Consider the following 23,638-nt stretch of genomic DNA (forward strand, 5'->3'; position numbering starts at 1 on the left):
GGCTGCACACCTACAATCACCACCGCGGACACACCGCGCTGAAAGGCCAACCACCCGCCAGCCGCGTCCCCAACCTCACGGGTCAATACAACTAGCACTGTGGCGCGGACGTCGTCGCTGGGCCGGTACGGCGGCGGGATGTCACGGCAGGTCTCCGTTCTGCCCGCCTTGGGGAAACGCGGCCAGCACTTCGGCCGCCATGCCACGCGCCTACCGCGTGCGGTGTACCTGCCGGGCGGCTACCGCCGGGGTTGCAGGCGGAGTTCCAACCACCATCGGATGCGGCGCGGTCGGCGTCCCAGCACTCTTGACGGATCACCGCGCGCGGCTCGGCACGGGCGACTCGACGGGAGGAGCCCGAACGCGCCGGGGGGGGAAGAAAAAGGGGGAAGACCGTGAAGAGGACGCTACCGGTCCTGGCGGCGGGCGCGGCCCTGTTCCTGGGTCTCGCCACGCCTCTCCAGGCGCAGGCCGCCCAACCGCGAGCGGCGGCCGGCGCGATCATCAACTACAGCTGCGGGCCGGCCTACAAGGTGAAGACCGGACGCATGTGGTCCTCCGAGTCCACCAAGAAGATCGGCTCGGCGAAGGTGGGCCTGGAGTACCAGGAGCGCGGCTCGGACAACATCTGGTTCGCCGAGATCTGGAAGGCCAAAGCGGGGGACAAGGTCTGGCTGGACTGGGCGGACCACTCGAAGGCGCGGTACCACCTGTGCGGCCCCTACAAGGTCGCCTCGGGCAAGACCATGCGGTGGACGCGCGCCGTCAACCTCGTCGACAACCGGTACGTCCGAGCGTGCGGCCGGCACGGCGGCACGACGAAGTGCACCGGCTGGTTCCCGACGTACTGACCGTACGGACCACGGCCTCGGTACTGGCGAACTCGCCGGTACCGGGGCTCCCGACGGCGTCGACCCAGGCAAGGCAGCGCTGCAGATGAATGTCCGGGGCGAACGCGACGAACGTGCCGCCGGCGGCGGCGCACCCGATCTCGGCGGCGCAGCGCAGGCGCTTGGCGGGACTCCGGCGGCGCGACACACAGGATCACCGGCTCCGCACGTCCGGTCAAGGTGACGCGATAGACGCTGTCGTACATCCCCATGCCCAGCTCGACATCGGACACCGGCGCGGCGGTGCCGCCAAAGGCCCGTCGACGGACCTTGTCGATCTCCTCCGTGGTCAGTGACTGCTGGTCAAGACCTGTGGATCAAGCCCGTGGCGAGCCCGCGACCCAACGAGGTTGCATACGGTCATGTCCAGGTCCCCAGACCAAGTCCAGGCGCTGGTACGCGTCGTCGAACCAGGCGTCGGCCAACGGAACGGTGACCGTCACTGTCGTCAGGGACATGAAATGGTCCTTGATCGTGACCTGGCACCGGTCGCCTTCTTCGTCGAGTTCGATGAACAGCCACGGAGCGCGTTTTCCCTCGCGCCAAGCGATGTGTCGGCCCGTGTCGAGCGAGTCCAGAGCCTGCTGCCACTGCCGCAGATCCTCGGGGAAGATCCAGGTCTTGAGGGCGCCACGCACGAAGGGCAGAGCAACGAGGCGGGGCGCATTCACGGCCCGCCACCGCTGCTCGGCCGGGCCCCAACGTCTGCAGGCCATGACCGACGAACGGACCCACCCCGTATCAGGGCCGAACCTGCCATGATCCAGCTATGCCCGAATACCCTTGGCCCGGTTGGGAGAGCGACAAGGACTATGGAACCCTCGTCGTAGCCGCCTGGCCCGACACCGTTCGCGACCTCCCCCTCGGCACCGCGGTCACCGGCGAGGTCGTCGACCGCGCGCCATTCGGCGTCTTCCTCGCCATCGATCACCACCCCGAAGCCATCGGCTTGGCCGAGATCACCGCCATGCCCCGTTGCATGGAACTTCCGCACGTTGGAGAGCACGTTGCCGGACTCGTCCTGTGGCATGCCGATCACAACCACCAGGTCAAGATCAAGCTCACCGAGTGGGACGAACACGCAGATCTGCTGAGTTCATTCGCTGACACGATCGGCCAGACCGTCAGTGGCCAGGTCACCAAGCTCACGCCGATCGGCGCCTTCGTCCAAGTCGCCGACTGCGTCGAAGGGCTCATGCGACCAGAAGAATTCCCTGAGACGGCTGTCGCGGAAGGGCAGGAGCTGATGGTCACGATCCTCGACGTCGACCCCGAGCGACGTCGGATCCTCCTGGCCGCACCAAACGGACGTTGAGGCGAGGCGCCACATGGAGCCGAATCCCGACGTGAATTCCTGAAGTATCGAGAGCCTGGAGACCCGCATGGCCGGGCTTCAGCGTGGGAACTCCGCGAAGAACACGCGAGCCGTGATCAGCCGCCGCTGACATCTACAGCGTCAGCGCAGCCTGGGACCTGCGCGCCGAGCAGGTCCCAACAAGGCGGCCAGCAGCGCGGGTTCGGCCCCAGTCGTGCGCATCATGGCCGGTCAGCTATGGCGTACCGGCTTGGCGGGAAGAACGGCGGGTATAGTGCAGGCGTTTCGGGGGACCGGCGGCCTGGAGTCGGTCGACCTCACGCGCCACCTCGTGTTCATCGACATCCGGGGCCCTGGCGAAGCCCCGATGACCACATCGCCGAGGAGGCCGTCCCATGGAACCCGTCACGCTGATCACCGGCGGCTCGACCGGAATAGGCGCCGCCACCGCCCGCGCCCTGCTCAAGCAGGGCCACCACGTGGCCGTCACCGGACGTGACGCGGACAAGCTGGCCGCCTTCGCTGCTTCGGCCGCAGCGGGCGAGCGGCTGCTGACGATCACCGGCGACACCAGCGACGCGCACGACGTCGCCTCCGCCGTGCGCCGCGTGGTGGAGGCGTGGGGCCGACTGGACAACGTCATCGCCAATGCCGGTTTCTCACTGCCCGGCAACCTGGAGAGCCACGCCCCCGAGGACATGCGCGCCATGGTCCTCACCAACGTCCTGGGCCCGGCCCTGCTGGTGCGGGAGACCCTGCCACACCTGCGGGAGTCCAAGGGCCGGATCGTGATCATCGGTTCGGTCGCCGTGGTGCGCAACACGCCTGGCAACCTGTACTCGGTCACCAAGTGGGCCGCGCACGCACTGGCCGAGAACACCCGGCTGCTGGTCGGCAAGGACGGGGTCGGTGTGACGGTCGTCGCCCCCGGGGTGGTGGACACCCCGTTCTGGGACGAGCGCGGCGGCACCCCCGAGGCTGCGCCGGTGATGACCGCCGAGCAGGTCGCGGACACGATCGTCTTCGCCGCCAATCAGCCCGCGGGCGTGGACATCAACCACATCACCATGCGGCCGACCGGACAGGTCGGCTGACGCCGCGCTCCCAACGACCGTACGACAAGGCGCCTTCGGCCCCGCCGCGCACCACGCGGTGCAGGCCGAAGGCGGGCGAGCACGCCCTCAAGTGCCAGGGGCAGGGAGGACACTTCGCGCAGCCAGGAGAGATCCTCCCGGGTGATCGAGGCGGCGAACTGCTCCTTGGATTGCCGGGCGATGGCGGCTCCCCGTCCCGGCTGCCGTGCGTGGCGGCCATCACGTCGTGCGCCACGGTGCTCGGGCGCGTTCTCGCAGTTCTCTGGCCGCAGGGGCTGTCTCGTGGGCGAGGCGGCTGGTCAGGTCTCGGAGCGGGCCGGTGCTGCGGTGAGAGCTGATCCTTTCGGTAAGGTCCAGGGCTCGGTGGGCAGACGCGCACGCGCGCTCCACGTCGCCCAGGTCGAGTAGGGCATCGGCCTGTCGTGCGGTGTAGAGGGCGGTGGTGCGGGCGTGCCTGGAGTCGATGAGCGCGTGCGGTTGGGCGAACACGTTCGCGGCGGGCTCGGGTTGGGCCAGGTCGCGGTGGCTGGAGGCCCGGGCGCCCAGGACTTCCGCCTCGTCGGACCAGTAGGCCCAAGCACAACACTGTCGAGCGGTGCATCAACCGCTTGAAGCAGTGGCGCGGTATAGCCTCCCGCTACGAGAAGACCGCGACCATCCACCCGGCCGGACCGCACACCGCAGGCCTCTTCCTCTGCTCCGCCCGGTGATCCAAACGAAACCGCCCAGGAGCCCCGCTCACTTCAGGGCGGCGGCCATCCGGCGTACTCCCTCGGTGAGGATCTCCGGCGAGGTCGCGAGGTTGAGGCGTACGTGGCCGGCGCCGCCGGTGCCGAAGGGGAGACCGGCGGACAGCGCGACCCGGCCGCGGTCCAGGAAGACCTGGGCGGGGTCGTCGCCCAGGCCGAGGGCGCGGCAGTCGAGCCAGGCGAGGTAGGTGCCCTCGGCGGGGTGCACGCGGACCTCGGGCAGGTGCTCGGCGAGCAGGGCGTCGAGCAGGCGCCGGTTGGCCTGGATCCCGGCGAGCAGGGCGTCGAGCCAGCCGGTGGCCTCGCGCAGGGCGGCGGTGTGCGCGATGACCGCGAGGTGGCTGGCGCCGTCGCCCGCCACCTCGGGCAGCCGGGCCAGGTCGGCGGCGGCCTCGGGGCCCGCCAGGGCGAGGGCGGCCTTCAGACCCGCGAGGTTCCAGCCCTTGGAAGCCGACGTCAGCGACAGGCCCCGGGCGGCGGCGGGCACGCTGAGGTACGGCACGAAGGGGACGTCGGGGGCGGTGAGCGGCGCGTGTATCTCGTCCACGACGACCCGCACCCCATGGTGTTCGGCCAGCTCGGCGACGGCCGTCAGTTCGGCGGCGGTGTGCACGGTGCCGGTGGGGTTGTGCGGGCTGCACAGCAGGTAGGCGGCGCGGCCACCGCCCGCCGTGGCCCGCCGGAAGGCCTCCTCCAGTGCCGCCGGGTCGAGCCGCAGATCCGCGCCGAGCGGAGCCTCCACCACGCGGCGGTCCATATGGGTGACGAAGGCGAAGTACGGCGGGTACACCGGCGGGTTGACGATCACCGGATCGCCCGGTCCGGTGACCAGTCCGAGCATCTCGACCACTCCGCGCATCACGTCCGGAACGATCGCCGTACGCTCCACGGCGATCCCCTCCCAGTGCCAGCGCCGGGCGGCGAAGCCGGCGAGGGACTCGGCATAGGCGGTGCCGACCGGGTAGCCGGTGTCGCCCAGGGCGAGCGCGTCGGTGAGGGCGCTTACGACGGGCGGGGCGAGCGGGACGTCCATCTCGGCCACCCACAGCGGGAGGACGTCCTCGGGGTAGGTGCGCCACTTCATGCTCGTACGACGGCGCAGCCGCTCGATGCCGAGGGCGCGCAGCGGGTCCGGTTCGCCTGTGGTGTCACGCGGGAAGCTGGTCATGGGGCACAAGATAAGGGGCCGCGCGGTGAGCCGGAACGGGACGGAGGAGACGGGCGGGGCGAGGGGGATCCGGTCGCGGAATCGGGCGGACCGGCGGCGCGGGGCAACTCGGGGGATTAGATTGCGCCTTGAAGGTTGAAGTACTTCTCCAGGCACCCAGGAGCTGACGCACGTGACCGACAACCCCGCAGCCACCAACGACGTGGCGGTGTCGCTGCGCGCCCGTATCAACACCAGCCAGCCGCACACGGCGCGGATCTGGAACTACTGGCTCGGCGGCAAGGACAACTACGAGGTCGACCGGGCGGCCGGCGACCAGATCCGCCAACTGCACCCGGGCATCGGGGAGTACGCGCGCGCGGACCGGCTGTTCCTGGGCCGGGCCGTGCGGCATCTGGTCAAGGAAGCGGGCATCCGCCAGTTCCTGGACGTCGGCACCGGGCTGCCCACCGCCGACAACACGCACGAGGTCGCCCAGCGCATCGCGCCGGAGTCGCGGATCGTGTACGTCGACAACGACCCGCTGGTCCTGGCACACGCGCGCGCCCTGCTGACGAGCACGCCCGAGGGCCGTACCGACTACCTGGACGAGGATCTGCGCAACGTGGACGCGATCCTCGAACACGCCGCGAAGACGCTGGACTTCAGTGAGCCGGTCGCGCTGATACTGCTCGGCGTGGTCATCTTCATCGGCGAGGACGAGGAAGCGTACGGGCTCGTACGGCAGTTGATGGAGCGGCTTCCGGCGGGCAGCCACCTCGTGCTGTCGCACACGGTCACGCATCCCGAGATGCCGGACGTGGACGAGGCGGTGAAGTTCTGGAACGAGCACGGCACGCCGAAGCTGACCCAGCGCACCCCGGCGGACGTCGCCCGCTTCTTCGAGGGCCTGGAGCTGCTGGAGCCGGGTGTGGTCTCCTGCTCGCGCTGGCGCCCGGAGCACGACAACGGGGCCGAGCCGGAGGAGGTCGCCATGTTCGGCGGGGTGGCCCGCAAGGGCTGAGGACGGTCCGGGGACCCGCGACGCCCGATCGGGGTCGCGGGTTCGCGTCGCGAGGTCAGACCGCCCGGTACGGCCGTGGGGCCGCGGCGGCCCACTCCATCACGAGGCGCTGGTACTGCTTGCGCTGCTCGCTGGTCAGCGTCCCGCCCGATCGGCGCCACAGGGCCCGGATCTCCTCGTTGACCTCCGCGGCCGATCGCTCGGAGGCGGCTTCAAGAGTGGTGGACATGCTGTGAAGCATATGCCGATCGGGGTGAAGGCGCTGTGAGCAAGCACTCCCGATAGGGACATTTCGGACCGTGTCGCTCATCACGTCGATGTGTCAAGGCACGTGCGGGAGTTCACACCCGGCCCTCACCCGGCGGCCGCACAGGGACGCCGGACGAGGGTGAGCAAACACACAGCACCCGCTCGAAGCGGGCGCGGGCGAGCGGACGGCTGGACGCTCAGGTGCCCGGCTTGCGCCCGTACACGAAGACGTCATCGCCCGTCCGCAGCAGCGACCAGTACTTCTTGGCGTCCTTGGGGGTCATGTTGACGCAGCCGTGCGAGCCCGGCGGGTTCCACATGCTCAGGCCCACCGAGTGGAAGGCCTCGCCGCCGTTGAAGAACTGGCTGTAGGGCATCGACACGTCGTAGAGGCTCGACACGTGGTCGATGTCACGCCAGTAGACCGTCGTCAGGCCGGTACGGGTGACGTACCCCTTGCGGCCGGTGCGCACCGGCACCGGGCCGTAGACGAGCTTCTTGCCGTCCTGGATCCAGCTGAGCTGGTGCGTCAGGTCCACACAGGCGATCCGGCCCTTGTTGACCGGGCACTTCCCGCTCTTGTTCGGGTTGTTCCCCACGGCCTTCTGCTGATTCATCAGGTCCATCACGCCCCAGGTGACGGGCCCGGCGTAGCCGATGGTCGGGGTGATTCCGTGCTTGCTCTGGAACGCCTGGGTGGCCTTGCAGTCGGCGGCGGACTGCCGGCCGTCGACCGGCCGGCCGAGGAACTTCTCCACCTGCTTCTGGTACGGCCCCGTCGATGTGGTGCAGTTGCCCGCGGCCTGGGCCGGTGCCGCGGTGAGGGCGAGTGTGAGCGGCGCCACCAGGCCCGTGACGCCGAGTACGACGACACCTCGTCTGCGTATGTCCCCCATGAGGGCTTCTTCTCCTTCTTGCCGGTTCGCCCGGGGACTCCCCCGGGTGCTTTCCCGCGCGATTCCTACGATCTCGGACAAGTAGACCCGAGCGGGCCTGTCTGCGTTGTGGTTCTGCTCACGCTGTGACGAAACGGTGAACTTCCACACCGCGCCGCCGGCCGTACCGGAACATGCCGGGAAGGTCAGTCGCGCGGATGCCCCATGGCCGTGTGGAAGCCGGTGTGCACCGCGGTGAGGCCGCCGTCGACCACGAGGGTGGTACCGGTGATCCAGGCGGCGTCGCGGGAGGCGAGGAAGGCGACCGCGGCGGCGATGTCCTCGGGTTCGCCGATCCTGCCCAGCGGGTAGAGGGCGCGGACGGCTTCGAGGTCGTCGTCGCGCCCCTCCCACGCCGAGGTGCGCACCGTGCCCGGCGCCACGAGGTTCACCCGGACGCCCCGGGCCGCCGCGTGCCCGGCGAGGGTGCGGGTCAGGGAGCCGAGACCGGCCTTCGCGGCGCTGTAGGCGTGGTTGCCGAAGTCCTGGAGGCCGTTGACGGAACCGATGCTCACGATCGCCCCGCGTCCGGAGGCGGCCAGGTGCGGCAGGGCGGCGCGGCAGCAGCGGTGCACGCCGGTCAGGGTGATGTCGAGGTCGCGCGCCCACGTCTCGTCCGAGCCGTCCTCGAAGCGCGGCCCGTCCGGGGTGCAGTGGGCCGCGCAGTTGACCAGGACGTCCAGGGAGCCGAAGGCGTCGACGGCGCGGGCCACGGCCGCCTCCACGGCGTCGCGGTCGGCCACGTCGCACGCGAACGCCTCGGCGGCCAGGCCCTGTCGGCGCAGCCCGGCGGCGGTCCCCTCGGCCTCGGGCAGGTCCCGGTCGGTCACCAGGATCCGGCCGCCCTCCTCGGCGAGCCGCCGGGCGACGACGGCACCGATGCCGCGGGCCGCTCCGGTGACGAGAACTCCGTGTCCCGCGAAACGAGTGTGTTCGCTCATGGGGCGACGGTACGACCGTACGCGCGGTCTTTCACCGCCTTGCGCGGCATCGCCCCAACTTCCGTTCGCCCCGAGCCGGTTGTGGGCGCCCCCGCACGCCCCTACCGGGCCAGCCGCCCGGCGAGGGCGTCGGTGTCCGCCAGGAACCACAACTGGTCGCCCTGGTTGGACTCGTGCACGAAGTCGCGCAGGGCGTCGCTCGCGTCGAGGTGGGCCGAGATGTCGCCGACGACGGCGAGCCGTACCCGGTAGTTCACGAACTTCTGGACGACGGCGCCCGCGACGCCCGACCGCAGCCGGAAGAACTCCTCGGCGATCCGGGCCACGGGCACCTCGACCAGTTGGGCGTCCCCTCCGAAGGCGTCGCCGATCAGGTCCAGCGCCGCGCGCTCGCCGTCCAGGGGCGGGCCGTCGGGAGCGCAGCGCAGGACGCGGACGTCGTGCAGGGTCACGAGCGTGTTCGTGGTCATGGTCGTGACCCTATGCGCGGGGTGCGGCTCAGTGCCCGCGTTTGATCCACTCCTCCAGGTGGGGGGCCTCGTCGCCGATGGTGGTGGAGTCGCCGTGGCCGGTGAGGACCTTGGTCTCGGGCGGGAGGGTGAGCAGCTTGCCTCGGATGGAGTCGATGATCGTCGGGAAGTGGGAGAAGGAGCGGCCGGTGGCGCCGGGGCCGCCCTGGAAGAGGGTGTCGCCGGTGAAGACGACGCCCAGTCCGGGGTCGTGGAGGCAGACCGCGCCGGGGGCGTGCCCCGGAGTGTGCAGCACCGTGAGGTCCGCGCCGGCCGCCTCGATGACCTGGTCGTCCACGAGGAGCCGGTCGGGTTCGCGGTCGGGGTGGGTCATCCGCCACAGCGGCAGGTCGTCGGGGTGCAGCCAGATGACCGCGCCGGTGCGGTCGGCCAGTTCGGGCGCCGCGTCGATGTGGTCGTTGTGCGCGTGGGTGCACACGATGGCGGTGAGCCGGCGGTCGCCGACGGCGCGGGCGATGGCTTGGGCGTCATGGGCGGCGTCGATGACGATCGCCTCGTCGTCGTCGCCGATGATCCAGACGTTGTTCTCGACGTCCCAGCTACCGCCGTCGAGGGCGAACTTCCCTGCGGTGACGAGGCGTTCGATGCGGGCGGTCATCACAGCACCACCACCGAGCGCAGCACGTCGCCCTGGTGCATTCGCTCGAACGCCTTCTCCACCTCGTCCAGCTGGATGGTCTCGGTGACGAACGCGTCGAGCGGCAGCCGGCCTTGCAGGTGCAGGTCGATGAGCATCGGGAAGTCGCGGGAGGGCAGGCAGTCGCCGTACCAGCTGGACTTGAGGGCGCCGCCGCGGCCGAAGACGTCCAGCAGGGGCAGTTCGAGCTTCATCTCCGGGGTGGGCACGCCGACGAGGACGACGGTGCCGGCGAGGTCGCGGGCGTAGAAGGCCTGCTTGTACGTCTCCGGGCGGCCGACCGCCTCGATGACGACGTCGGCGCCGAAGCCGCCGGTCAGCTCGCGGATGGCCTCGACCGGGTCGGTCTGCTTGGAGTTGACGGTGTGGGTGGCGCCCAGGGCGCGGGCCTTCTCCAGCTTGCGGTCGTCGATGTCCACGGCGATGACCTTCGCCGCGCCGGCCAGGTTGGCCCCCGCGACGGCCGCGTCGCCGACGCCGCCGCAGCCGATGACGGCGACCGAGTCGCCCCGGCCGACATTGCCGGTGTTGATGGCGGCGCCGATGCCGGCCATCACACCGCAGCCGAGGAGGCCCGCGACCGCCGGGGAGACGGACGGGTCGACCTTGGTGCACTGGCCGGCCGCGACGAGGGTCTTCTCGGCGAACGCGCCGATGCCGAGGGCCGGGGACAGTTCCTGGCCGGTGGAGGCGAGGGTCATCTTCTGCTTCGCGTTGTGGGTGTTGAAGCAGTACCAGGGGCGGCCACGCAGACAGGCCCGGCAATTGCCGCACACCGCACGCCAGTTGAGGATGACGAAGTCGCCGGGCGCCACCTCGGTGACACCCTCGCCGACCGACTCCACGACACCGGCGGCCTCATGGCCGAGGAGGAAGGGGAAGTCGTCGGAGATGCCGCCCTGCTTGTAATGCAGATCGGTGTGGCAGACACCGCAGGCCTGGACGCGTACGACGGCCTCGCCCGGCCCCGGATCCGGCACCACGATCGTCTCGACTCGTACGGGCTCGTTCTTGCCCGGTGCGATCACGCCGCGTACTTCCTGCGCCATGGTCTGGTTCCTTCCATCGAGTGCTTACGATGCTGACCCTACGCGCGTCCCCACATGCGGCGGGACGGGCCACGGCGGTGATCGTGGATCTTTCCCTCCGACGGCCAGCCGCGACCCGCGTCCGTCCGGGGCCGCGCGTCGGGACCCCACGTCGGGACCGCACGTCGGGGCCCCACGTCGGGCCCCGCGTCGGTGACCTGGTGGAGTCCGCCGAGCCGGTCGCAGCGCGCCCCGCGCGCTTGCCGAGGCCGCCGGGCCGGAGGACGCTCGAAGACGGGGCCGTACGGTCCGCCGCACCGGGCCGCGAGCGCCTGAAGGAGGTCACCACATGGGCACCGCGACAGGCTCCGCCTTCGACACCGAGACACTGCGCCGGGGCATCGAGGGGAACACCGGGAACACGCTGCTGGCCCTGTACGCGGACGACGCGGAGATCCGCATCATCGACCGCAACACCCAGCCCAGCCATCCCAAGGTCCTGCACGGCCGCGGGCAGATCGCCGAGATGCTCGACGACGTCTACCGCCGCGACATGACCCACAAGCTGGACCGGTGCGTGGTGCAGGGCGACCACGCCGCGTTCACCGAGTCCTGCCAGTACGGGGACGGCACCCGTGTCCTCGCCGAATCCATGATCACGCTGCGGGACGGGAAGATCGCCGAACAGATTCTGATCCAGGCATGGGACGAGTAGGCAGGAGGTTCGCGAGGATCCAGGTCAGCTCCCGGCTGACCTGGACTTTCTCGGCTCGCGCGGTGGCGGGCCGGGCGCGGCCCCGGCGACGCGGGCCGGTGACCGCGGCGGGCGCCCCGGTGACCGCGGCCGTGCTGCGGTCGGTGCTGAAGGCGGTGCGGGTGCGCCCGCGTCCCGCGGTGCCGCGTGCACCGCGTGCACCGCGTGCACCGCGGCTCCGGCACGGCCGGTCTCGGTGAGGTCCCCGACTCCCCTGACGCTGCCAGGACTTGGGGCGGATCTCGGGGCCGCGACGGCCGGGGCATGAGCGTCGCGACGGTGGCGGCGCGAGCCTCCCGACGCCCTGCCCCCGGCCCCGTACGCGCCTCGGTTACGCTGTACGCGGGCCGTGACTGGCGCTGAGGTGGAGTACCACCGGGGAGCGGCCCGTGGTGGTTGCCGCGCGCCTGGGCGAGAGAATCGATCCAGCTCAGGAGTGTGCCGCATGACCCAGGCCCGTCTCATGGACGGAACCGCCCTCGCCCGTCGCATCGTCGAGGACACCGCGCGCAGGGCCACCGAACTCACCGCGCGCACCGGTGTCGCGCCCTGTCTCGCGACCGTGCTGGTCGGCGAGGACCCGGCGTCCGTGACCTACGTCCGGATGAAGCAGAACCGCTGCCGCAAGGCCGGTATCACCTCCCGGCACGTGGCCCTGCCCGCCGACACGAGCACCGCCGAACTGGTGGGCACGCTGCGGGAGTTGTCGGCCGATCCGGCGGTGCACGGGATCCTGCTCCAGCATCCGGTGGGCGACCACATCGACGAGCGGGCCGCGTTCGAGGCGATCGCCCCGCAGAAGGACGTCGACGGGGTCACCTTCGCCTCATTCGCCACCATGAGCTTCGGTCTGCCGGGCTTCGTCTCCTGCACACCCGGCGGCATCCTGCGGCTGCTGGACGAGTACGGCGTCGACCCGGCCGGGAAGCGGGCCGTGGTGGTGGGCCGCAGCGCCATCCTCGGCAAGCCGGTGGGCATGCTGCTCCTGGCCAGGGACGCGACGGTGACGTACTGCCACTCGCGCACCCGGGATCTGTCGGCGGCCGTCCGCGAGGCCGACATCGTGGTGGCCGCGGTCGGCCGGCCGCGGCTGATCCGGGGCCAGGACATCAAGCCCGGCGCGGTCGTGATCGACGCCGGCTACAACCCGGGGAACGTCGGCGACGTCGACTTCGACTCGGCCGTCGAACGGGCCTCGCTGATCACCCCGGTGCCGGGCGGTGTCGGCCCGATGACGATCGCCACGCTGCTGGAACAGACGGTGACGGCGGCGGAGGCCGCCGCCGGGGGGCTCGCGGCGGCCTGAGCGGGGGGGGGCGGGGCCGCGGCCGCAGTCCGAATCGGACGCGGTGGCCGGGCCCGGCCGCCCTTCGGGTACTCACCCGGTGGTCAGTCGGGCACTCACCCGGTGGTCAGCACCATCCGGAACCGCGCACGCCCCGCCATCATCTTCTGGAACGCCGCGTCCGCCTCCGCCAGCGGCACCTTCTCCGTCATCGGCCGGATGCCGTGCAGGACGCTGAACGCCATCGTGTCCTCCACGTCCCGCGAGGTCCCGGACGGGTGGCCCCTGAGCACGCGGCCGGCCATGAGGAGCTGGGCCGGGCTGACGTCGAGGGGCGTGGTGTCGGCGCCGATGGCCACCAGCTCGCCGCGGTGGGCCAGGCCGTCCACCGTGGCGGAGATGGCCTCGGAGTTGCCTGCGGTGGCCAGGACGACCTTGGCGCCGCCGAGGGACTGGAGCCCCTCGGCGACCGGGGTCGCGGCGGTGCTGTCGATGTAGTGGTGGGCGCCGAGCTGCTTGGCGAAGTCGGCCTTCTGGGGGCCCCGGGCGATCGCGACCGTCTCGAAGCCCATCGCGGTCGCGTACTGCACCCCGAGGTGCCCCAGTCCGCCGAGGCCGAGCACCGCGACCAGGTCACCGGGGCGCCCCGCGCTGCGCCGCAGCCCGTTGAACGTGGTCACACCCGCGCAGGCCAGCGGTCCCGCGTCGCTCGCGGCCAGCGCGTCCGGGATCCGGGCCAGGGCGTCGGCGGGCGCGATCACCTGCTCGCCGAAGCCGCCGTCGTAGGTCCAGCCCGGCACCTCCAGGTTCTGGCACACGATGAAGTCACCCTCACGGCAGGCCCGGCAGTGGCCGCAGCTGCCGCCGAACCAGCCCACGGCCACCCGGTCGCCGACCTGCCAGCCGCCCTCGCCCACCCCCTCGCCCAGCTCCTCGATCCGCCCGGCGATCTCGTGTCCGGGCACCTCGGGGAACGTCACGCCCGGCAGCGCGCCGGCGACGAACATCGCGTCGCTGTGGCAGACGCCGCACGCCTCGACGGCGATCCGCACCCGGCCCGGCCCCGGCCGCGGAACCTCGCGCTCGACCAGCTCGAACGTGCCGTTCGCCGCGGTCACTTGGGCGACTCGGTAGCTACTCATGCATCTCTCCGCAGATGGGTTCGCGAGCGACGAGGGGCGGGCGGTCCCGGTCAGCGGGTGCGACGGCCGCCACTCCCCCGGACGGTACGACGGCCCGTCCCTCCCCCAGCAGACCAGTTCCGGCGCGATCGCGCGCGCCGAGTGTGTCCGCCTCGCCGGTCGATCTCGTCGACGAAGATCAGCCTGGCGATGCGCGGCCGGCGCGGGGGCGCAGCGCTCGCCGGGCACACACCCCGGTCATAGAGTGACCTACATCACGCCGGACCGGCTGATAACGACTCCTGCCCGCACGGTCTGGAGGGCACATGACGCACATCAAGGTCAACGTCGACGGCACGACCTACGAGGACGACGTGGAGCCCCGGCTGCTCCTCGCCCACTACCTGCGTGACCGCCTCGGCCTGACCGGTACCCCGATCGGGTGCGACACCTCCAGCTGCGGGGCCTGCACGGTCGACCTGGACGGCGCGACCGCCAAGAGCTGCTCGGTGCTGGCCGTCCAGGCGGACGGCTGTGCGGTGACGACCGTGCAGGGCCTGGCGAAGGACGGGCAGTGGACGGCGCTCCAGCGCGCGTTCCACGAGCAGCACGGTCTCCAGTGCGGCTACTGCACCCCGGGCATGATCATGGCCGCGCGCGATCTGCTCCGGGAGAACCCGCGCCCCGCCTCCGAGGAGGTGCGCCACGCCCTGGAGGGCAACCTCTGCCGTTGCACCGGCTACCAGAACATCGTCCGCGCGGTGCTCGCCGCCTCCGGACAGCAGGTCAGCGAGGAGGTCACGGCATGACCGATCAGGCCGTAGCGGGCGAGACCGGTCGGGAGGTCGGCCGCTCCCGGCTGCGCAAGGAGGACGCCCGGCTGCTCACCGGCCAGACCAACTGGACCGACAACATCCAGGTCGCCGGCATGCTGCACCTGGCCATCCTGCGCAGCCCGATGGCGCACGCCCGCGTCACCCGCGTCGACGTCGCCCCGGCGCTCGAACGCCCCGGCGTCGTCGCGGCGTTCAGCGGCGCGGACCTCGCCGAGGGCCTCGGCTCGCTGCCCTGCGCGTGGCCGGTGACCGAGGACATCGTGCTGCCCGACCACCCGCCGATCGCGGTGCGGGAGGTCCGGTACGCGGGCGACCCGGTGGCGGTCGTGGTGGCGCGCGACCGGTACGCGGCGGCCGACGCGCTGGAGGCGATCGAGGTCGACTACGATCCGTTGCCCCCGGTCCTCGACCTGGAGGCGGCGCTGGCCGAGGGCGCCCCGCTGGTCCACTCCGACAAGGGCACCAACCGCTGCTACACCTGGCCGCTGGCCACCGGCGAGAGTTTCGGGGCCGTGCGCGAGCGCGCCGAGGTGACGGTGAGGCGGCGCTACCACCAGCAGCGGCTCATCCCCAACGCCATGGAGCCGCGCGCGGTCGTCGTCACCCCGCTCGCCGCCTCCGGCGAGTACACCGTGTACTCGGCCACCCAGATCCCGCACATCCTGCGGATCATGCTCGCGACGGTCACCGGCATCCCGGAGCACAAGCTGCGGGTGATCGCCCCGGACGTGGGCGGCGGCTTCGGCTCCAAGCTCCAGGTGTACGGCGAGGAGGCCGTGGCCCTCGCGGTCGCCCGCAGGCTGGGGCGGCCGGTGAAGTGGACCGAGTCCCGCTCCGAGGGCTATCTCGCCACCCACCACGGGCGCGGCATGATCCAGGACATCGAGGTCGCGGCCACCCGTGAGGGCCGGCTGCTCGGCCTGAAGGTGGACCTGATCGCGGACATGGGCGCCTACCTGATGCTGGTCACGCCGGGCGTCCCGATCCTGGGCGCGTTCATGTACCCGGCGATCTACAAGATGGACGCCTACGAGTTCACCTGCACCGGCGTCTTCACCACCCGTACCCCCACCGACGCCTACCGGGGCGCCGGCCGGCCCGAGGCCACGTTCGCCATCGAGCGGATCATGGACGAGCTGGCCGCCGAACTGGGCCTGGACCCGGTGGAGTTGCGGCGCCGCAACTGGATCCGGCACGAGGAGTTCCCGTACACCACGATCGCCGGACTGACCTACGACAGCGGCGACTACGAGGCGGCCACCGCGAAGGCGCTCGCCCTGTTCGGCTACGACGAGCTCCGCGCCGAGCAGCGCGGCCGCGCCGAGGCCGGCGACCCGGTGCGCCTCGGCATCGGCGTGTCGACGTTCACGGAGATGTGCGGCCTGGCGCCGAGCCGGGTGCTGCGCGACCTCCGGTACGGCGCGGGCGGCTGGGAGGCGGCGAGCGTGCGGATGCTGCCCACCGGGAAGGTCGAGGTGGTCACCGGCACCAGCCCGCACGGGCAGGGCCACGAGACCTGCTGGAGCCAGATCGCGGCGGACGTGCTCGGGGTGCCCTTCGAGGACGTCGAGGTGCTGCACGGCGACACCAGGTCGTCCCCGCAGGGCATGGACACCTACGGCTCGCGGTCGCTGGCCGTCGGCGGCGAGGCCGTGCACCGGGCGGCGAGCACGGTGGTCGACAAGGCCCGCAAGGTCGCCGCGCACCTGCTGGAGGCGAGCGAGCAGGACCTGGAGTTCCGGGACGGCGTCTTCTCCGTGAAGGGCTCCCCGGAGGCACGCAGGTCCATCCAGGAGATCGCCTTCGAGGCGTTCACCAACCACGACCTGCCCGACGGCGTGGAACCGTCCATCAACGCCGAACACGTGGTCGACCCGGAGAACTTCTCCTTCCCGCACGGCACCCATCTGTGCGCGGTCGAGGTCGACACGGAGACCGGATGGACGCGGATCAGGTCGTACGTCTGCGTGGACGACGTCGGCCATGTGGTCAACCCGATGATCGTGGAGGGGCAGGTGCACGGCGGGCTCGCGCAGGGCATCGGGCAGGCGCTGTACGAGGAGGCCGTCTACGACGACGAGGGCAACCTCGTCTCCGGCAGCATGGCCGACTACCTCGTGCCCTCGGCCGCCGACCTGCCGGAGTTCGTGACCGCCCGGACCGAGACCCCCGCGTCCTCCAACGCGCTCGGCGTCAAGGGGGTCGGCGAGGCCGGGACGATCGCCTCGACGCCCGCCGTGGTCAACGCCGTCGTGGACGCGCTGCGGCCGCTCGGCGTGCACGACGTACGGATGCCCTGCACCCCCGAACGGGTGTGGCGCGCGGTGAGGGAGGCGACGGCATGATTCCCCCGGCGTTCGAGTACGCCCGCCCCGGAACCGTCGAGGAGGCCGTAGGGCTGCTCGGTGAGGCGGGCGACGAGGCGAAGGTGCTGGCCGGCGGCCAGAGCCTGCTGCCGTTGCTGCGGCTGCGGCTGGCCTTCCCCGAACTCGTCGTGGACGTGGGCCGGATCCCCGGTCTGCGCGGGGTACGCGAGGACGGCGAGACGCTGGTCATCGGCGCGCTCACCCCCCACCACGACGTGATCCGCGACCCGCTGGTGCGCCGCCACGCCGGGCTGCTGGCCGCCGCCACGGCCACCGTCGCCGATCCGGCGGTACGGCATCGCGGCACGCTCGGCGGCTCGTTGGCGCACGCCGACCCGGCCGGCGACCTGCCCGCGGTCGTCCTGGCGCTCGACGGCGAACTGGTCGCCGTGGGCCCGAACGGCCGACGCACCGTCCCCGCCCGGGAGTTCTTCGTCGACTACCTCCAATCCGCCCTGGAGCCTGACGAGTTGCTGGTCGAAGTACGGCTGCCGAAGCGGGACGGGTGGGGCTTCCACTACGAGAAGTTCCACCGGGTGGCGCAGTCCTGGGCGATCGTCGGGGTCGCGGCGATGGTGCGGCGTCAGGACGGGCGCATCGCCGAGGCGCGGGTCGGCCTGACCAACATGGGCGCGACCCCGCTGCGGGCGGCCGCGACGGAGGCGGCGCTGGCCGGTGCCGACGGACCGGACGCGGTGGCGCTGGCCGCGCGGTCGGCGGCCGAGGGCGCGCGGCCGGGGCAGGACGCGTCGGCCTCGCCCGACTACCGGGCGCATCTGGCCCAGGTGCTGACCAAGCGGGCGGTGCTGACCGCCGCCGGGATGGGGTGAGCGCCGATCACCCGGATGGACGGCCCGGAAGAGGTGCGGGCCCGGCTGGAGGAGACGGGGTATCTCGTCGACGAAGGGCTGGCCGTCACCTGCTACCTGGCGCTGAGGCTGCACCGGCCGCTGTTCTGCGAGGGCGACGCGGGCGTCGGCAAGACCGCGCTTGCCTCCGCCCTCGCCGAGGCGCTGGACGCGCCGCTGATCCGGTTGCAGTGCCACGAGGGCATCGACGCCTCGCAGGCCCTGTACGACTGGGACTTCCCGCGGCAGCTGCTGCATCTGCGGGCGGCGGAGGCGGCCGGCGTCAAGGACGCGGACCGGCTGGAAGGCGAGCTGTACGACCGGCGGTTCCTCGTCGCCCGGCCGCTGCTCCAGGCGCTGGTGACCCAGCCGTCGGTGCTGCTGGTGGACGAGATCGACCGGGCCGACGACGAGTTCGAGGCGTTCCTGCTCGAACTCCTTTCCGAGTACGCGGTGACGATCCCGGAGCTGGGCACGCTGCGGGCCGAGGTGCCGCCGGTGGTCGTCCTCACCTCCAACCGGACCCGGGAAGTGCACGACGCGCTGAAGCGCCGTTGCCTGTACCACTGGTTCGACCATCCCGGCTTCACCCGTGAACTCGCCATCGTGCGCCGCCGGTTGCCGGGTGTGTCGGCGCGCCTGGCCGAACAGGTCACGGCCCTCGTGCAGGCGTTGCGCGGCGCGGACCTGGTGAAACCGCCGGGCGTCGCGGAGACCATCGACTGGGCCGAGGCGCTGGACGCCCTGGGCGCCACGGAGGTCGACGCGGAACTCGCCGTCTCCACCCTGGGTTCGGTCCTGAAGTACCGGGAGGACACGGACCGGGCCAGGGGGCTCGATCTGGCCGCGGTACTGGCTGCGCGGGGAGTGTGAGCGGCATGGGTGCGACCGGCGACGGGCTCGGGGAGACACGGGCCAGGGTTCCAGCCCCGGGACCCGCCGGGGCCGACGCCGTACTGCTCGGCTTCGTACGGGCGTTGCGTGCGGCGGGGGTCGACGCGAGCGCCGAGCGGATGTACGCCTTCCTGCGGGCCGTGTCCGTGCTGCGGCCCGGGGTGCGGGCGGATGTGCACGCGGCGGGGCGGGCGACCCTCTGCGGCGGGCCGGACGATCTGGAGCGGTACGAGAGGGTGTTCGCCGCCTACTTCGGTGCCACCGGGGGTGCCCCGGCGCGGCCGGCGGTGCGCACGCCTCCCCCGCCCCGGCCACGGCTGCGCGCGCGGGACGCGGCCGCCGACGGCCGTACCGCCGGCGAGCGCGATCCGCTGGGCCCGCCCGCCGCGGCGCTCGCCAGCTCGACCGAGGTGCTGCGGCACCGCGACGTCGCCGCGCTGGACGCCGGCGAACGCGCCCAACTCCACCGATTGCTGGCCGCGTTCGCGCTGCGCGGCGAGGCCCGGCGGTCAGCTCGGCGGCGGCCCGCGCGGCGCGGGGAGGTGGATCCGCGGCGTACCGTGCGCGAACTGCTGCGGCGCGGCGGCGAACCGGCCCGGCTGCGCCGGCACGCCCGCGTCGACCGGCCGCGCCGGGTGGTGCTGCTGGTGGACGTCAGCGGTTCGATGGCACCGTACGCGGACGCGCTGCTGCGCTTCGCCCACGCGGCCGCGCGGGGCGGCCGTACAGAGGTCTTCACGATCGGCACTCGCCTCACCCGGGTGACGCGGGAGCTGTCCCATCGCGATCCGGACCTGGCGATGGCGGCGGTCGCCGCGGCGGTGCCCGACTGGCGGGGCGGCACCCGGCTGGGCGAGCTGTTGCGCGAGTTCCTGAACCGCTGGGGGCAGCGTGGCATGGCCCGCGGCGCGGTCGTCGTGCTGCTCTCCGACGGCTGGGAGCGCGACGACCCCGCGCTGCTGGGCGCCCAGATGCGCCGGCTGCACGCGCTGGCGCACCGGGTCGTCTGGGCCAACCCCCGTAAGGCGCGCCCGGGTTACGCGCCGACGGCCGCGGGGATGGCGGCGGCGCTGCCGAGCGTGGACGAGTTCGTCGAGGGGCACAGCCTGGCGGCGCTGGAACGGCTCGCGGCGGTGGTACGCGGGGCGCGGAGCGGTGCGGTGCCGGGGATGGGGGCCTCGCGTTGATTCCCTACTCCCGAGGAGCATGTCATGGAGCTGCACCACGAGTTCACCGTCCCTGTCCCGGTCGGTCAGGCCTGGCCCGCGCTGCTCGACATCGAGCGGGTCGCGCCGTGTCTGCCGGGCGCGGTGGTGGAGGAGTACGACGGCAAGACGGTGACCGGCTCGGTGAAGGTCAAGGTCGGCCCGGTCACCGTGACATACCGCGGTACGGCGGTGTTCGAGGAGCAGGACGCGGTGGCGCACCGGATGGTGCTGATGGCGAACGGCCGGGAGACGCGCGGGCAGGGCACGGCCAGGGCGCGGGTCACCGGCACGCTGAGCGAGCGGGACGGCGAAACGGCGGTGTCGGTGCGCACCGACCTCACGGTGACGGGGCGGCCCGCGCAGTTCGGGCGCGGGGTGCTGGCCGAGGTGGGCGACCGGCTGGTGGGGCAGTTCGCCGACTGCCTGGCCTCCCGGCTGGCCGAACGCCCGCAGGCGGCCGCCGAGGACGCCGCCGCGGGCGGGGAAGGCGAGGCCGGGCGCCCGGTGCCCCGCGCCGAGCAGGAACCACCGCCGCTGGACCTCCTGCGCACCGCCGGTTTCCCGGTGGCCAAACGCGCGGCCCCGGTGGTGGCCGCCCTCGCCGCGCTGGCCGTGGTGGTCCTGCGCCTGCGGCGACGGGGGCGGAGGCGCGGGCGGCGCAGGTGAGCCGGTCGGGTGACCGGCGGGAGCGCCGCCTCGCCGCCCGCTGCTCGGGGTCTCCGGCCACCGTCGCGTGCAGATGCTGGTCGTGCCAGCCGTCGGCGTGTCTGGCTGCTGCCCGGGGCGCGCGGCGCCGGCCTCGCTGTCACCGCGACCCGGCGCGCCTCACCCGCTCGGCCATGCGGCCCGCGGAGACGACGTCGGGGATGCCTGAGCGGCCGCCGACAAGATCCGAAAGAAAGGCCCTATCGCTGCGGCAGCCGGTGCAGGGTCACCTCGGTGAGCGTCCCGTCGTGGGCCTCCGCCGTCAGGTAGGTGCAGTGGGGCTGGCCGCGGCGGTCGGTCGGCGACCCCGGGTTGAGCAGCCGCAACCCGCCGGGGGCGGTGCTGTCCCAGGGGATGTGGCTGTGCCCGAAGACCAGGACGTCGAGGTCGGGGAAGCGCGCGGCACAACGGGCCTCGCGGCCCTGCGCGGGCCCGGTCTCGTGCACGACGCCGAAGCGCAGGCCGCCGAGTTCGGCGTACGCCACCTCGGGCAGGCGGGCCCGCAGCTCCGGGCCGTCGTTGTTGCCGTACACCCCGACCAGCCGGCGACCACGGCTCTCCAGCAGATCGAGGGTGGCGGTGTCCACCCAGTCCCCGGCGTGCAACACCACGTCCGCGCGCGGCAGTTCGGCCAGCAGCTCCTCCGGGAGCCGCTTGGCACGCTTGGGGAGATGGGTGTCGGACATGAGCAGAAGGCGCACGACTTCAGCCTAACCGACCCGGTCGCGCCCGCTCCCGGTTTACGGCCTACCAGGTGCACCGCGCGCGAGCGGAGTCAAGGGGTCACCGCACGGTTCGATCACCGTGGCTCTCGCCGTGGAGCGACTCGTCGTCGACGCAGACGCGCATATGGTCCAGCGCGGCGTCGAGCGTCCGGGTGACCATCGCGGGGGTGTCGCCGGCGGCGATGATGTAACCGATGCGCCCGTAGGCGTTCTCGGCCCGTCTCACGGGGGTACCCGGGCGTGCCGTCACGGTGACTCGGGTGACGCCGGGCGTGGCCGACGCCGCCTCGACGCCCTCCACGCCGCTCAGCACGCCCGCGCGGTCCGCCAGCAGGAACCGGATCGCGGCGTGCCCACGGCGGGTGGCCGTGAGGTCCACCGGCAGGCCCGTCGCGGCGCGCAGTTGCTGCTCCAGCAGATCGGAGCCGATCGCCTGCCGTATCAGCTCCGGGATCATGCCACCTGCCAGCCGGGGGTTCATCTCCAGCACGCGTGGACCGGACGCGGTGAGCTTGACTTCGGTGTGGACGGCGCCCGAACGCCAGCCCACCGCCTTGACCGCGGCGATCACGGTCTCGGCCAACTCGCTCGCGTCACCGGCGGGCAGCGGCGCGGGGAAGACGTGACCGGTCTCGACGAAGTACGGTCCGGCCGTGACGGACTTGGCGGTCACACCGACGCAGGTGGTGACGCCGTCGTGGGTGAAGGTCTCCACGCTGTACTCGTCGCCCTGGACGAACTCCTCCACCAAGACGGTGCGGGCGGTCGGTTGGCCTCGGACGTTCGTGCGCACCGCGAGAATGCGCGCGGCCGTTTCCCTGGCCTCGTCCACGTCGTCGCAGAGCCTGACGTTGTTCGAGCCCGAGTCGTCGGACGGCTTGACCACGCAGGGCAGGCCGATCTCGGCGACGGCCTTGGCGATTTCGTCGACGTCCGTGACCACGGCGTAGTGGGGCTGACCGATTCCCGCCGCCCAGAGGACACCACGGGTCACGTCCTTGTTCCGGCAGGCGGCGACCGCGTCGGGCGAGTTGCCGGGCAGGTCGAGCCACTCGGTCAACTCGGCGGTGGTGGGCACGTAGAAGTCGCTCGTGGTGGTCAGTCCGGCGATGTCCTGGCGGGGGAAGCGTTCCTGGATCACGGTGCGCAGCTCCGCGGGCGAGTTCGTGTCGCAGACGACGATCTCGCTTCCGGTCTCATCGAGGCCGGTGTACCGCTCGGGCTTACCGGTGATCAGCACCGGACGCAGGCCCAGTTCGCGCGCGGTGCGCAGCGCCTCCATTCCCGTGCCGGTCGTGTTGGACTCGATGAAGAGCAGGAATTTGGCCGCCTTGCCGGTCCGCGGAAGAGCGGCATACGACCACTGGGTCACCGCGGTGCCGTATTCGACCAGCTCGGGCTCGGCGGCCAGGGGGAGGTCGGTGACACGGTGTTCGTCCCAGTACTCGTCGCTGTAGACGGTGTCGATGTAGCGGTCGCCCCGGTCGGGGAAGATCCCGACGATCCGGCTGCCCGGCGTCGCTCGCGCGGCGACCTCGGTGAGCACGCGATACACCGAGCCGGACGTGTTGCCCGCGAAGATGCCCTGCTCCCGCACCAGGGCCCTGGTCGCGGCGAACGCCTCGTGATCGTTGAGCCAGTGCACCTCGTCGATGACGTCGCGGTCCAGGTTGTTCGGTGACAGGCTGTTGCCCAGGCCGCTCTGGAGCCGGCCGGGACGGTCCGGCTGGTCGAACAGCGCGCTGCCGACGCAGTCCACGCCGATGGATCGCAGGCTCGGGAAGGTCTTGCGCAACTCGCGGGTCGAACCGCACAGGGAGCCGCCTGAACCGACCGCGCCCACCAGGACGTCGACCGTCCCGAGGTCGTCGATCAGTTCCTCCGCAAGCGGCCGATAGGCGCGCGGGTTGTCGGGATTGGTGTACTGACGCGGCCAGAACGCCCCCGGCAGGTCCCGCATCAACTCCGCGAGACGCTCCAGCCTGGCGGACTGCCAGCCCTGTCCGGTCATCGACCGCACCATGTGGACGTGCGCGTCCAGGCAGCGCAGTTTCGTCAGGGTGATGGGGTCGATCCTGGGGTCGGTCACGATGTGGACCGGATGTCCCAGGGTCCGCCCCACCAAGGCCACACCGAGGGCCAGCGTCCCGGACGAGCTTTCCACGATGGGCGCCCCCGGCTTGAGCGCTCCGATGCGGCGTGCCTCCTCCACCATGCTCTTGGCCACCCGGTCCTTCATGGCGAACGGGTTGGCGAGTTCCAGCTTCGCGTACACCTCGGTGCCCTCGGGTACGTCGAGCGCGAGGCGCACGAGCGGGGTGTGCCCGATCATGTCGCGAGCGGACTGAAAGAGCATC

General features: G+C 72.0%; 23 protein-coding genes and 1 riboswitch. Of the genes, 12 read left to right on the forward strand and 11 right to left on the reverse strand.

Going from position 1 to position 23,638, the window contains the following annotated elements:
* Window positions 1–395 precede the first annotated feature (395 nt).
* Window positions 396–851 carry a hypothetical protein gene (locus AB0927_RS26965; protein WP_366670305.1) on the forward strand — a complete coding sequence of 152 codons (456 nt, stop codon included), beginning with the start codon at window positions 396–398 and terminating at the stop codon, window positions 849–851.
* A 356-nt stretch (window positions 852–1,207) separates the two neighbouring features.
* Here AB0927_RS26965 and AB0927_RS26970 read toward each other — a convergent pair whose 3' ends face one another.
* Window positions 1,208–1,561: a DUF5959 family protein gene (locus tag AB0927_RS26970; RefSeq protein WP_366670306.1), complete on the reverse strand. Its 354-nt coding sequence runs from the start codon at window positions 1,559–1,561 to the stop codon at window positions 1,208–1,210.
* A 98-nt stretch (window positions 1,562–1,659) separates the two neighbouring features.
* Here AB0927_RS26970 and AB0927_RS26975 point away from each other — a divergent pair, with 98 nt between their 5' ends.
* Both AB0927_RS26975 and AB0927_RS26980 read left to right on the forward strand, forming a co-directional pair.
* Window positions 1,660–2,205, forward strand: a complete 546-nt coding sequence (locus AB0927_RS26975) for a S1 RNA-binding domain-containing protein (protein ID WP_366670307.1) — start codon at window positions 1,660–1,662, stop codon at window positions 2,203–2,205.
* Window positions 2,206–2,600: 395 nt separating this feature from the next.
* Complete coding sequence (locus AB0927_RS26980) at window positions 2,601–3,299, forward strand: SDR family oxidoreductase (protein ID WP_366670308.1); 699 nt, start codon at window positions 2,601–2,603, stop codon at window positions 3,297–3,299.
* 738 nt (window positions 3,300–4,037) lie between these two features.
* Here the strand turns inward: AB0927_RS26980 and AB0927_RS26985 are convergent.
* Window positions 4,038–5,216 carry an aminotransferase class I/II-fold pyridoxal phosphate-dependent enzyme gene (locus AB0927_RS26985; RefSeq protein ID WP_366670309.1) on the reverse strand — a complete coding sequence of 393 codons (1,179 nt, stop codon included), beginning with the start codon at window positions 5,214–5,216 and terminating at the stop codon, window positions 4,038–4,040.
* Window positions 5,217–5,388: 172 nt separating this feature from the next.
* Between AB0927_RS26985 and AB0927_RS26990 the strand changes: the two genes are divergently transcribed.
* Window positions 5,389–6,219, forward strand: coding sequence for an SAM-dependent methyltransferase (locus tag AB0927_RS26990; RefSeq protein WP_366670310.1), 831 nt, complete (start codon window positions 5,389–5,391; stop codon window positions 6,217–6,219).
* A 55-nt stretch (window positions 6,220–6,274) separates the two neighbouring features.
* Here the strand turns inward: AB0927_RS26990 and AB0927_RS26995 are convergent, their stop codons facing one another.
* From AB0927_RS26995 to AB0927_RS27020, 6 genes are all read right to left on the reverse strand, one after another.
* The gene (locus AB0927_RS26995; protein WP_037652576.1) at window positions 6,275–6,460 is read right to left on the reverse strand and encodes a hypothetical protein; all 186 of its coding nucleotides are present in this window, start codon (window positions 6,458–6,460) and stop codon (window positions 6,275–6,277) included.
* 205 nt (window positions 6,461–6,665) lie between these two features.
* On the reverse strand, window positions 6,666–7,364 hold the full coding sequence (locus AB0927_RS27000) for a L,D-transpeptidase (protein ID WP_366670311.1): 699 nt from the start codon (window positions 7,362–7,364) through the stop codon (window positions 6,666–6,668).
* Window positions 7,365–7,549: 185 nt separating this feature from the next.
* Window positions 7,550–8,344, reverse strand: coding sequence for an SDR family NAD(P)-dependent oxidoreductase (locus AB0927_RS27005; protein WP_366670312.1), 795 nt, complete (start codon window positions 8,342–8,344; stop codon window positions 7,550–7,552).
* Between the two features lie 101 nt (window positions 8,345–8,445).
* A complete protein-coding gene (locus AB0927_RS27010; protein WP_366670313.1) occupies window positions 8,446–8,814 on the reverse strand; it encodes a DUF4180 domain-containing protein in 369 nt (122 codons plus the stop codon).
* Between the two features lie 28 nt (window positions 8,815–8,842).
* Window positions 8,843–9,472 (reverse strand): MBL fold metallo-hydrolase, encoded by a 630-nt coding sequence (locus tag AB0927_RS27015; protein WP_366670314.1) that lies wholly within the window; start codon window positions 9,470–9,472, stop codon window positions 8,843–8,845.
* The gene (locus AB0927_RS27020; RefSeq protein WP_366670315.1) at window positions 9,472–10,560 is read right to left on the reverse strand and encodes an S-(hydroxymethyl)mycothiol dehydrogenase; all 1,089 of its coding nucleotides are present in this window, start codon (window positions 10,558–10,560) and stop codon (window positions 9,472–9,474) included. The genes AB0927_RS27015 and AB0927_RS27020 overlap by 1 nt, the downstream gene beginning before the upstream one ends.
* Window positions 10,561–10,888: 328 nt before the next feature.
* Here AB0927_RS27020 and AB0927_RS27025 point away from each other — a divergent pair, with 328 nt between their 5' ends.
* The gene (locus AB0927_RS27025) at window positions 10,889–11,254 is read left to right on the forward strand and encodes a nuclear transport factor 2 family protein (protein ID WP_366670316.1); all 366 of its coding nucleotides are present in this window, start codon (window positions 10,889–10,891) and stop codon (window positions 11,252–11,254) included.
* 378 nt (window positions 11,255–11,632) lie between these two features.
* Window positions 11,633–11,713: riboswitch (ZMP/ZTP riboswitch) on the forward strand.
* A 25-nt stretch (window positions 11,714–11,738) separates the two neighbouring features.
* Window positions 11,739–12,599: a bifunctional 5,10-methylenetetrahydrofolate dehydrogenase/5,10-methenyltetrahydrofolate cyclohydrolase gene (locus AB0927_RS27030; protein WP_366670317.1), complete on the forward strand. Its 861-nt coding sequence runs from the start codon at window positions 11,739–11,741 to the stop codon at window positions 12,597–12,599.
* Window positions 12,600–12,694: 95 nt separating this feature from the next.
* Here AB0927_RS27030 and AB0927_RS27035 read toward each other — a convergent pair whose 3' ends face one another.
* A complete protein-coding gene (locus tag AB0927_RS27035) occupies window positions 12,695–13,720 on the reverse strand; it encodes an alcohol dehydrogenase catalytic domain-containing protein (protein ID WP_366670318.1) in 1,026 nt (341 codons plus the stop codon).
* Window positions 13,721–14,025: 305 nt separating this feature from the next.
* On the opposite strand from AB0927_RS27035, the gene AB0927_RS27040 reads away from it, so the two are divergent.
* Genes AB0927_RS27040 through AB0927_RS27065 form a run of 6 tightly spaced genes read left to right on the forward strand, consistent with a single transcriptional unit; the run spans window position 14,026 to window position 20,517 of the window.
* Window positions 14,026–14,508, forward strand: a complete 483-nt coding sequence (locus AB0927_RS27040; RefSeq protein ID WP_366670319.1) for a (2Fe-2S)-binding protein — start codon at window positions 14,026–14,028, stop codon at window positions 14,506–14,508.
* Window positions 14,505–16,880 carry a xanthine dehydrogenase family protein molybdopterin-binding subunit gene (locus AB0927_RS27045; protein ID WP_366670320.1) on the forward strand — a complete coding sequence of 792 codons (2,376 nt, stop codon included), beginning with the start codon at window positions 14,505–14,507 and terminating at the stop codon, window positions 16,878–16,880. The genes AB0927_RS27040 and AB0927_RS27045 overlap by 4 nt, the downstream gene beginning before the upstream one ends.
* Window positions 16,877–17,731 carry a xanthine dehydrogenase family protein subunit M gene (locus tag AB0927_RS27050; RefSeq protein WP_366670321.1) on the forward strand — a complete coding sequence of 285 codons (855 nt, stop codon included), beginning with the start codon at window positions 16,877–16,879 and terminating at the stop codon, window positions 17,729–17,731. The genes AB0927_RS27045 and AB0927_RS27050 overlap by 4 nt, the downstream gene beginning before the upstream one ends.
* Window positions 17,732–17,746: 15 nt before the next feature.
* Window positions 17,747–18,622, forward strand: coding sequence for a MoxR family ATPase (locus tag AB0927_RS27055; RefSeq protein WP_366670322.1), 876 nt, complete (start codon window positions 17,747–17,749; stop codon window positions 18,620–18,622).
* 5 nt (window positions 18,623–18,627) lie between these two features.
* Window positions 18,628–19,830 (forward strand): VWA domain-containing protein, encoded by a 1,203-nt coding sequence (locus AB0927_RS27060; protein ID WP_366670323.1) that lies wholly within the window; start codon window positions 18,628–18,630, stop codon window positions 19,828–19,830.
* Between the two features lie 24 nt (window positions 19,831–19,854).
* The gene (locus AB0927_RS27065) at window positions 19,855–20,517 is read left to right on the forward strand and encodes an SRPBCC family protein (RefSeq protein WP_366670324.1); all 663 of its coding nucleotides are present in this window, start codon (window positions 19,855–19,857) and stop codon (window positions 20,515–20,517) included.
* A gap of 239 nt (window positions 20,518–20,756) precedes the next feature.
* Here AB0927_RS27065 and AB0927_RS27070 read toward each other — a convergent pair whose 3' ends face one another.
* On the reverse strand, window positions 20,757–21,257 hold the full coding sequence (locus AB0927_RS27070) for a metallophosphoesterase (protein ID WP_366670325.1): 501 nt from the start codon (window positions 21,255–21,257) through the stop codon (window positions 20,757–20,759).
* Window positions 21,258–21,339: 82 nt separating this feature from the next.
* Window positions 21,340–23,637 carry a pyridoxal-phosphate dependent enzyme gene (locus AB0927_RS27075; RefSeq protein WP_366670326.1) on the reverse strand — a complete coding sequence of 766 codons (2,298 nt, stop codon included), beginning with the start codon at window positions 23,635–23,637 and terminating at the stop codon, window positions 21,340–21,342.
* Window position 23,638 lies beyond the last annotated feature (1 nt).

It is taken from the genome of Streptomyces sp. NPDC048106 (assembly GCF_040706415.1).
In the GTDB taxonomy this organism is placed as follows: domain Bacteria; phylum Actinomycetota; class Actinomycetes; order Streptomycetales; family Streptomycetaceae; genus Streptomyces.

What these genes read in the sequence shown, in the direction of transcription:
- AB0927_RS27065 (WP_366670324.1), top strand. Translation starts at nt 19,855, where the DNA reads ATGGAGCTGCACCACGAGTTCACCGTCCCTGTCCCGGTCGGTCAGGCC.
- AB0927_RS27015 (WP_366670314.1), bottom strand. Translation starts at nt 9,472, where the DNA reads ATGACCGCCCGCATCGAACGCCTCGTCACCGCAGGGAAGTTCGCCCTC.
- AB0927_RS26985 (WP_366670309.1), bottom strand. Translation starts at nt 5,216, where the DNA reads ATGACCAGCTTCCCGCGTGACACCACAGGCGAACCGGACCCGCTGCGC.
- AB0927_RS27055 (WP_366670322.1), top strand. Translation starts at nt 17,747, where the DNA reads ATGGACGGCCCGGAAGAGGTGCGGGCCCGGCTGGAGGAGACGGGGTAT.
- AB0927_RS27025 (WP_366670316.1), top strand. Translation starts at nt 10,889, where the DNA reads ATGGGCACCGCGACAGGCTCCGCCTTCGACACCGAGACACTGCGCCGG.
- AB0927_RS27040 (WP_366670319.1), top strand. Translation starts at nt 14,026, where the DNA reads ATGACGCACATCAAGGTCAACGTCGACGGCACGACCTACGAGGACGAC.
- AB0927_RS27010 (WP_366670313.1), bottom strand. Translation starts at nt 8,814, where the DNA reads ATGACCACGAACACGCTCGTGACCCTGCACGACGTCCGCGTCCTGCGC.
- AB0927_RS26975 (WP_366670307.1), top strand. Translation starts at nt 1,660, where the DNA reads ATGCCCGAATACCCTTGGCCCGGTTGGGAGAGCGACAAGGACTATGGA.
- AB0927_RS27005 (WP_366670312.1), bottom strand. Translation starts at nt 8,344, where the DNA reads ATGAGCGAACACACTCGTTTCGCGGGACACGGAGTTCTCGTCACCGGA.
- AB0927_RS27050 (WP_366670321.1), top strand. Translation starts at nt 16,877, where the DNA reads ATGATTCCCCCGGCGTTCGAGTACGCCCGCCCCGGAACCGTCGAGGAG.
- AB0927_RS27035 (WP_366670318.1), bottom strand. Translation starts at nt 13,720, where the DNA reads ATGAGTAGCTACCGAGTCGCCCAAGTGACCGCGGCGAACGGCACGTTC.
- AB0927_RS27020 (WP_366670315.1), bottom strand. Translation starts at nt 10,560, where the DNA reads ATGGCGCAGGAAGTACGCGGCGTGATCGCACCGGGCAAGAACGAGCCC.
- AB0927_RS27045 (WP_366670320.1), top strand. Translation starts at nt 14,505, where the DNA reads ATGACCGATCAGGCCGTAGCGGGCGAGACCGGTCGGGAGGTCGGCCGC.
- AB0927_RS27000 (WP_366670311.1), bottom strand. Translation starts at nt 7,364, where the DNA reads ATGGGGGACATACGCAGACGAGGTGTCGTCGTACTCGGCGTCACGGGC.
- AB0927_RS26995 (WP_037652576.1), bottom strand. Translation starts at nt 6,460, where the DNA reads ATGCTTCACAGCATGTCCACCACTCTTGAAGCCGCCTCCGAGCGATCG.
- AB0927_RS27030 (WP_366670317.1), top strand. Translation starts at nt 11,739, where the DNA reads ATGACCCAGGCCCGTCTCATGGACGGAACCGCCCTCGCCCGTCGCATC.
- AB0927_RS26980 (WP_366670308.1), top strand. Translation starts at nt 2,601, where the DNA reads ATGGAACCCGTCACGCTGATCACCGGCGGCTCGACCGGAATAGGCGCC.
- AB0927_RS27075 (WP_366670326.1), bottom strand. Translation starts at nt 23,637, where the DNA reads ATGCTCTTTCAGTCCGCTCGCGACATGATCGGGCACACCCCGCTCGTG.
- AB0927_RS27060 (WP_366670323.1), top strand. Translation starts at nt 18,628, where the DNA reads ATGGGTGCGACCGGCGACGGGCTCGGGGAGACACGGGCCAGGGTTCCA.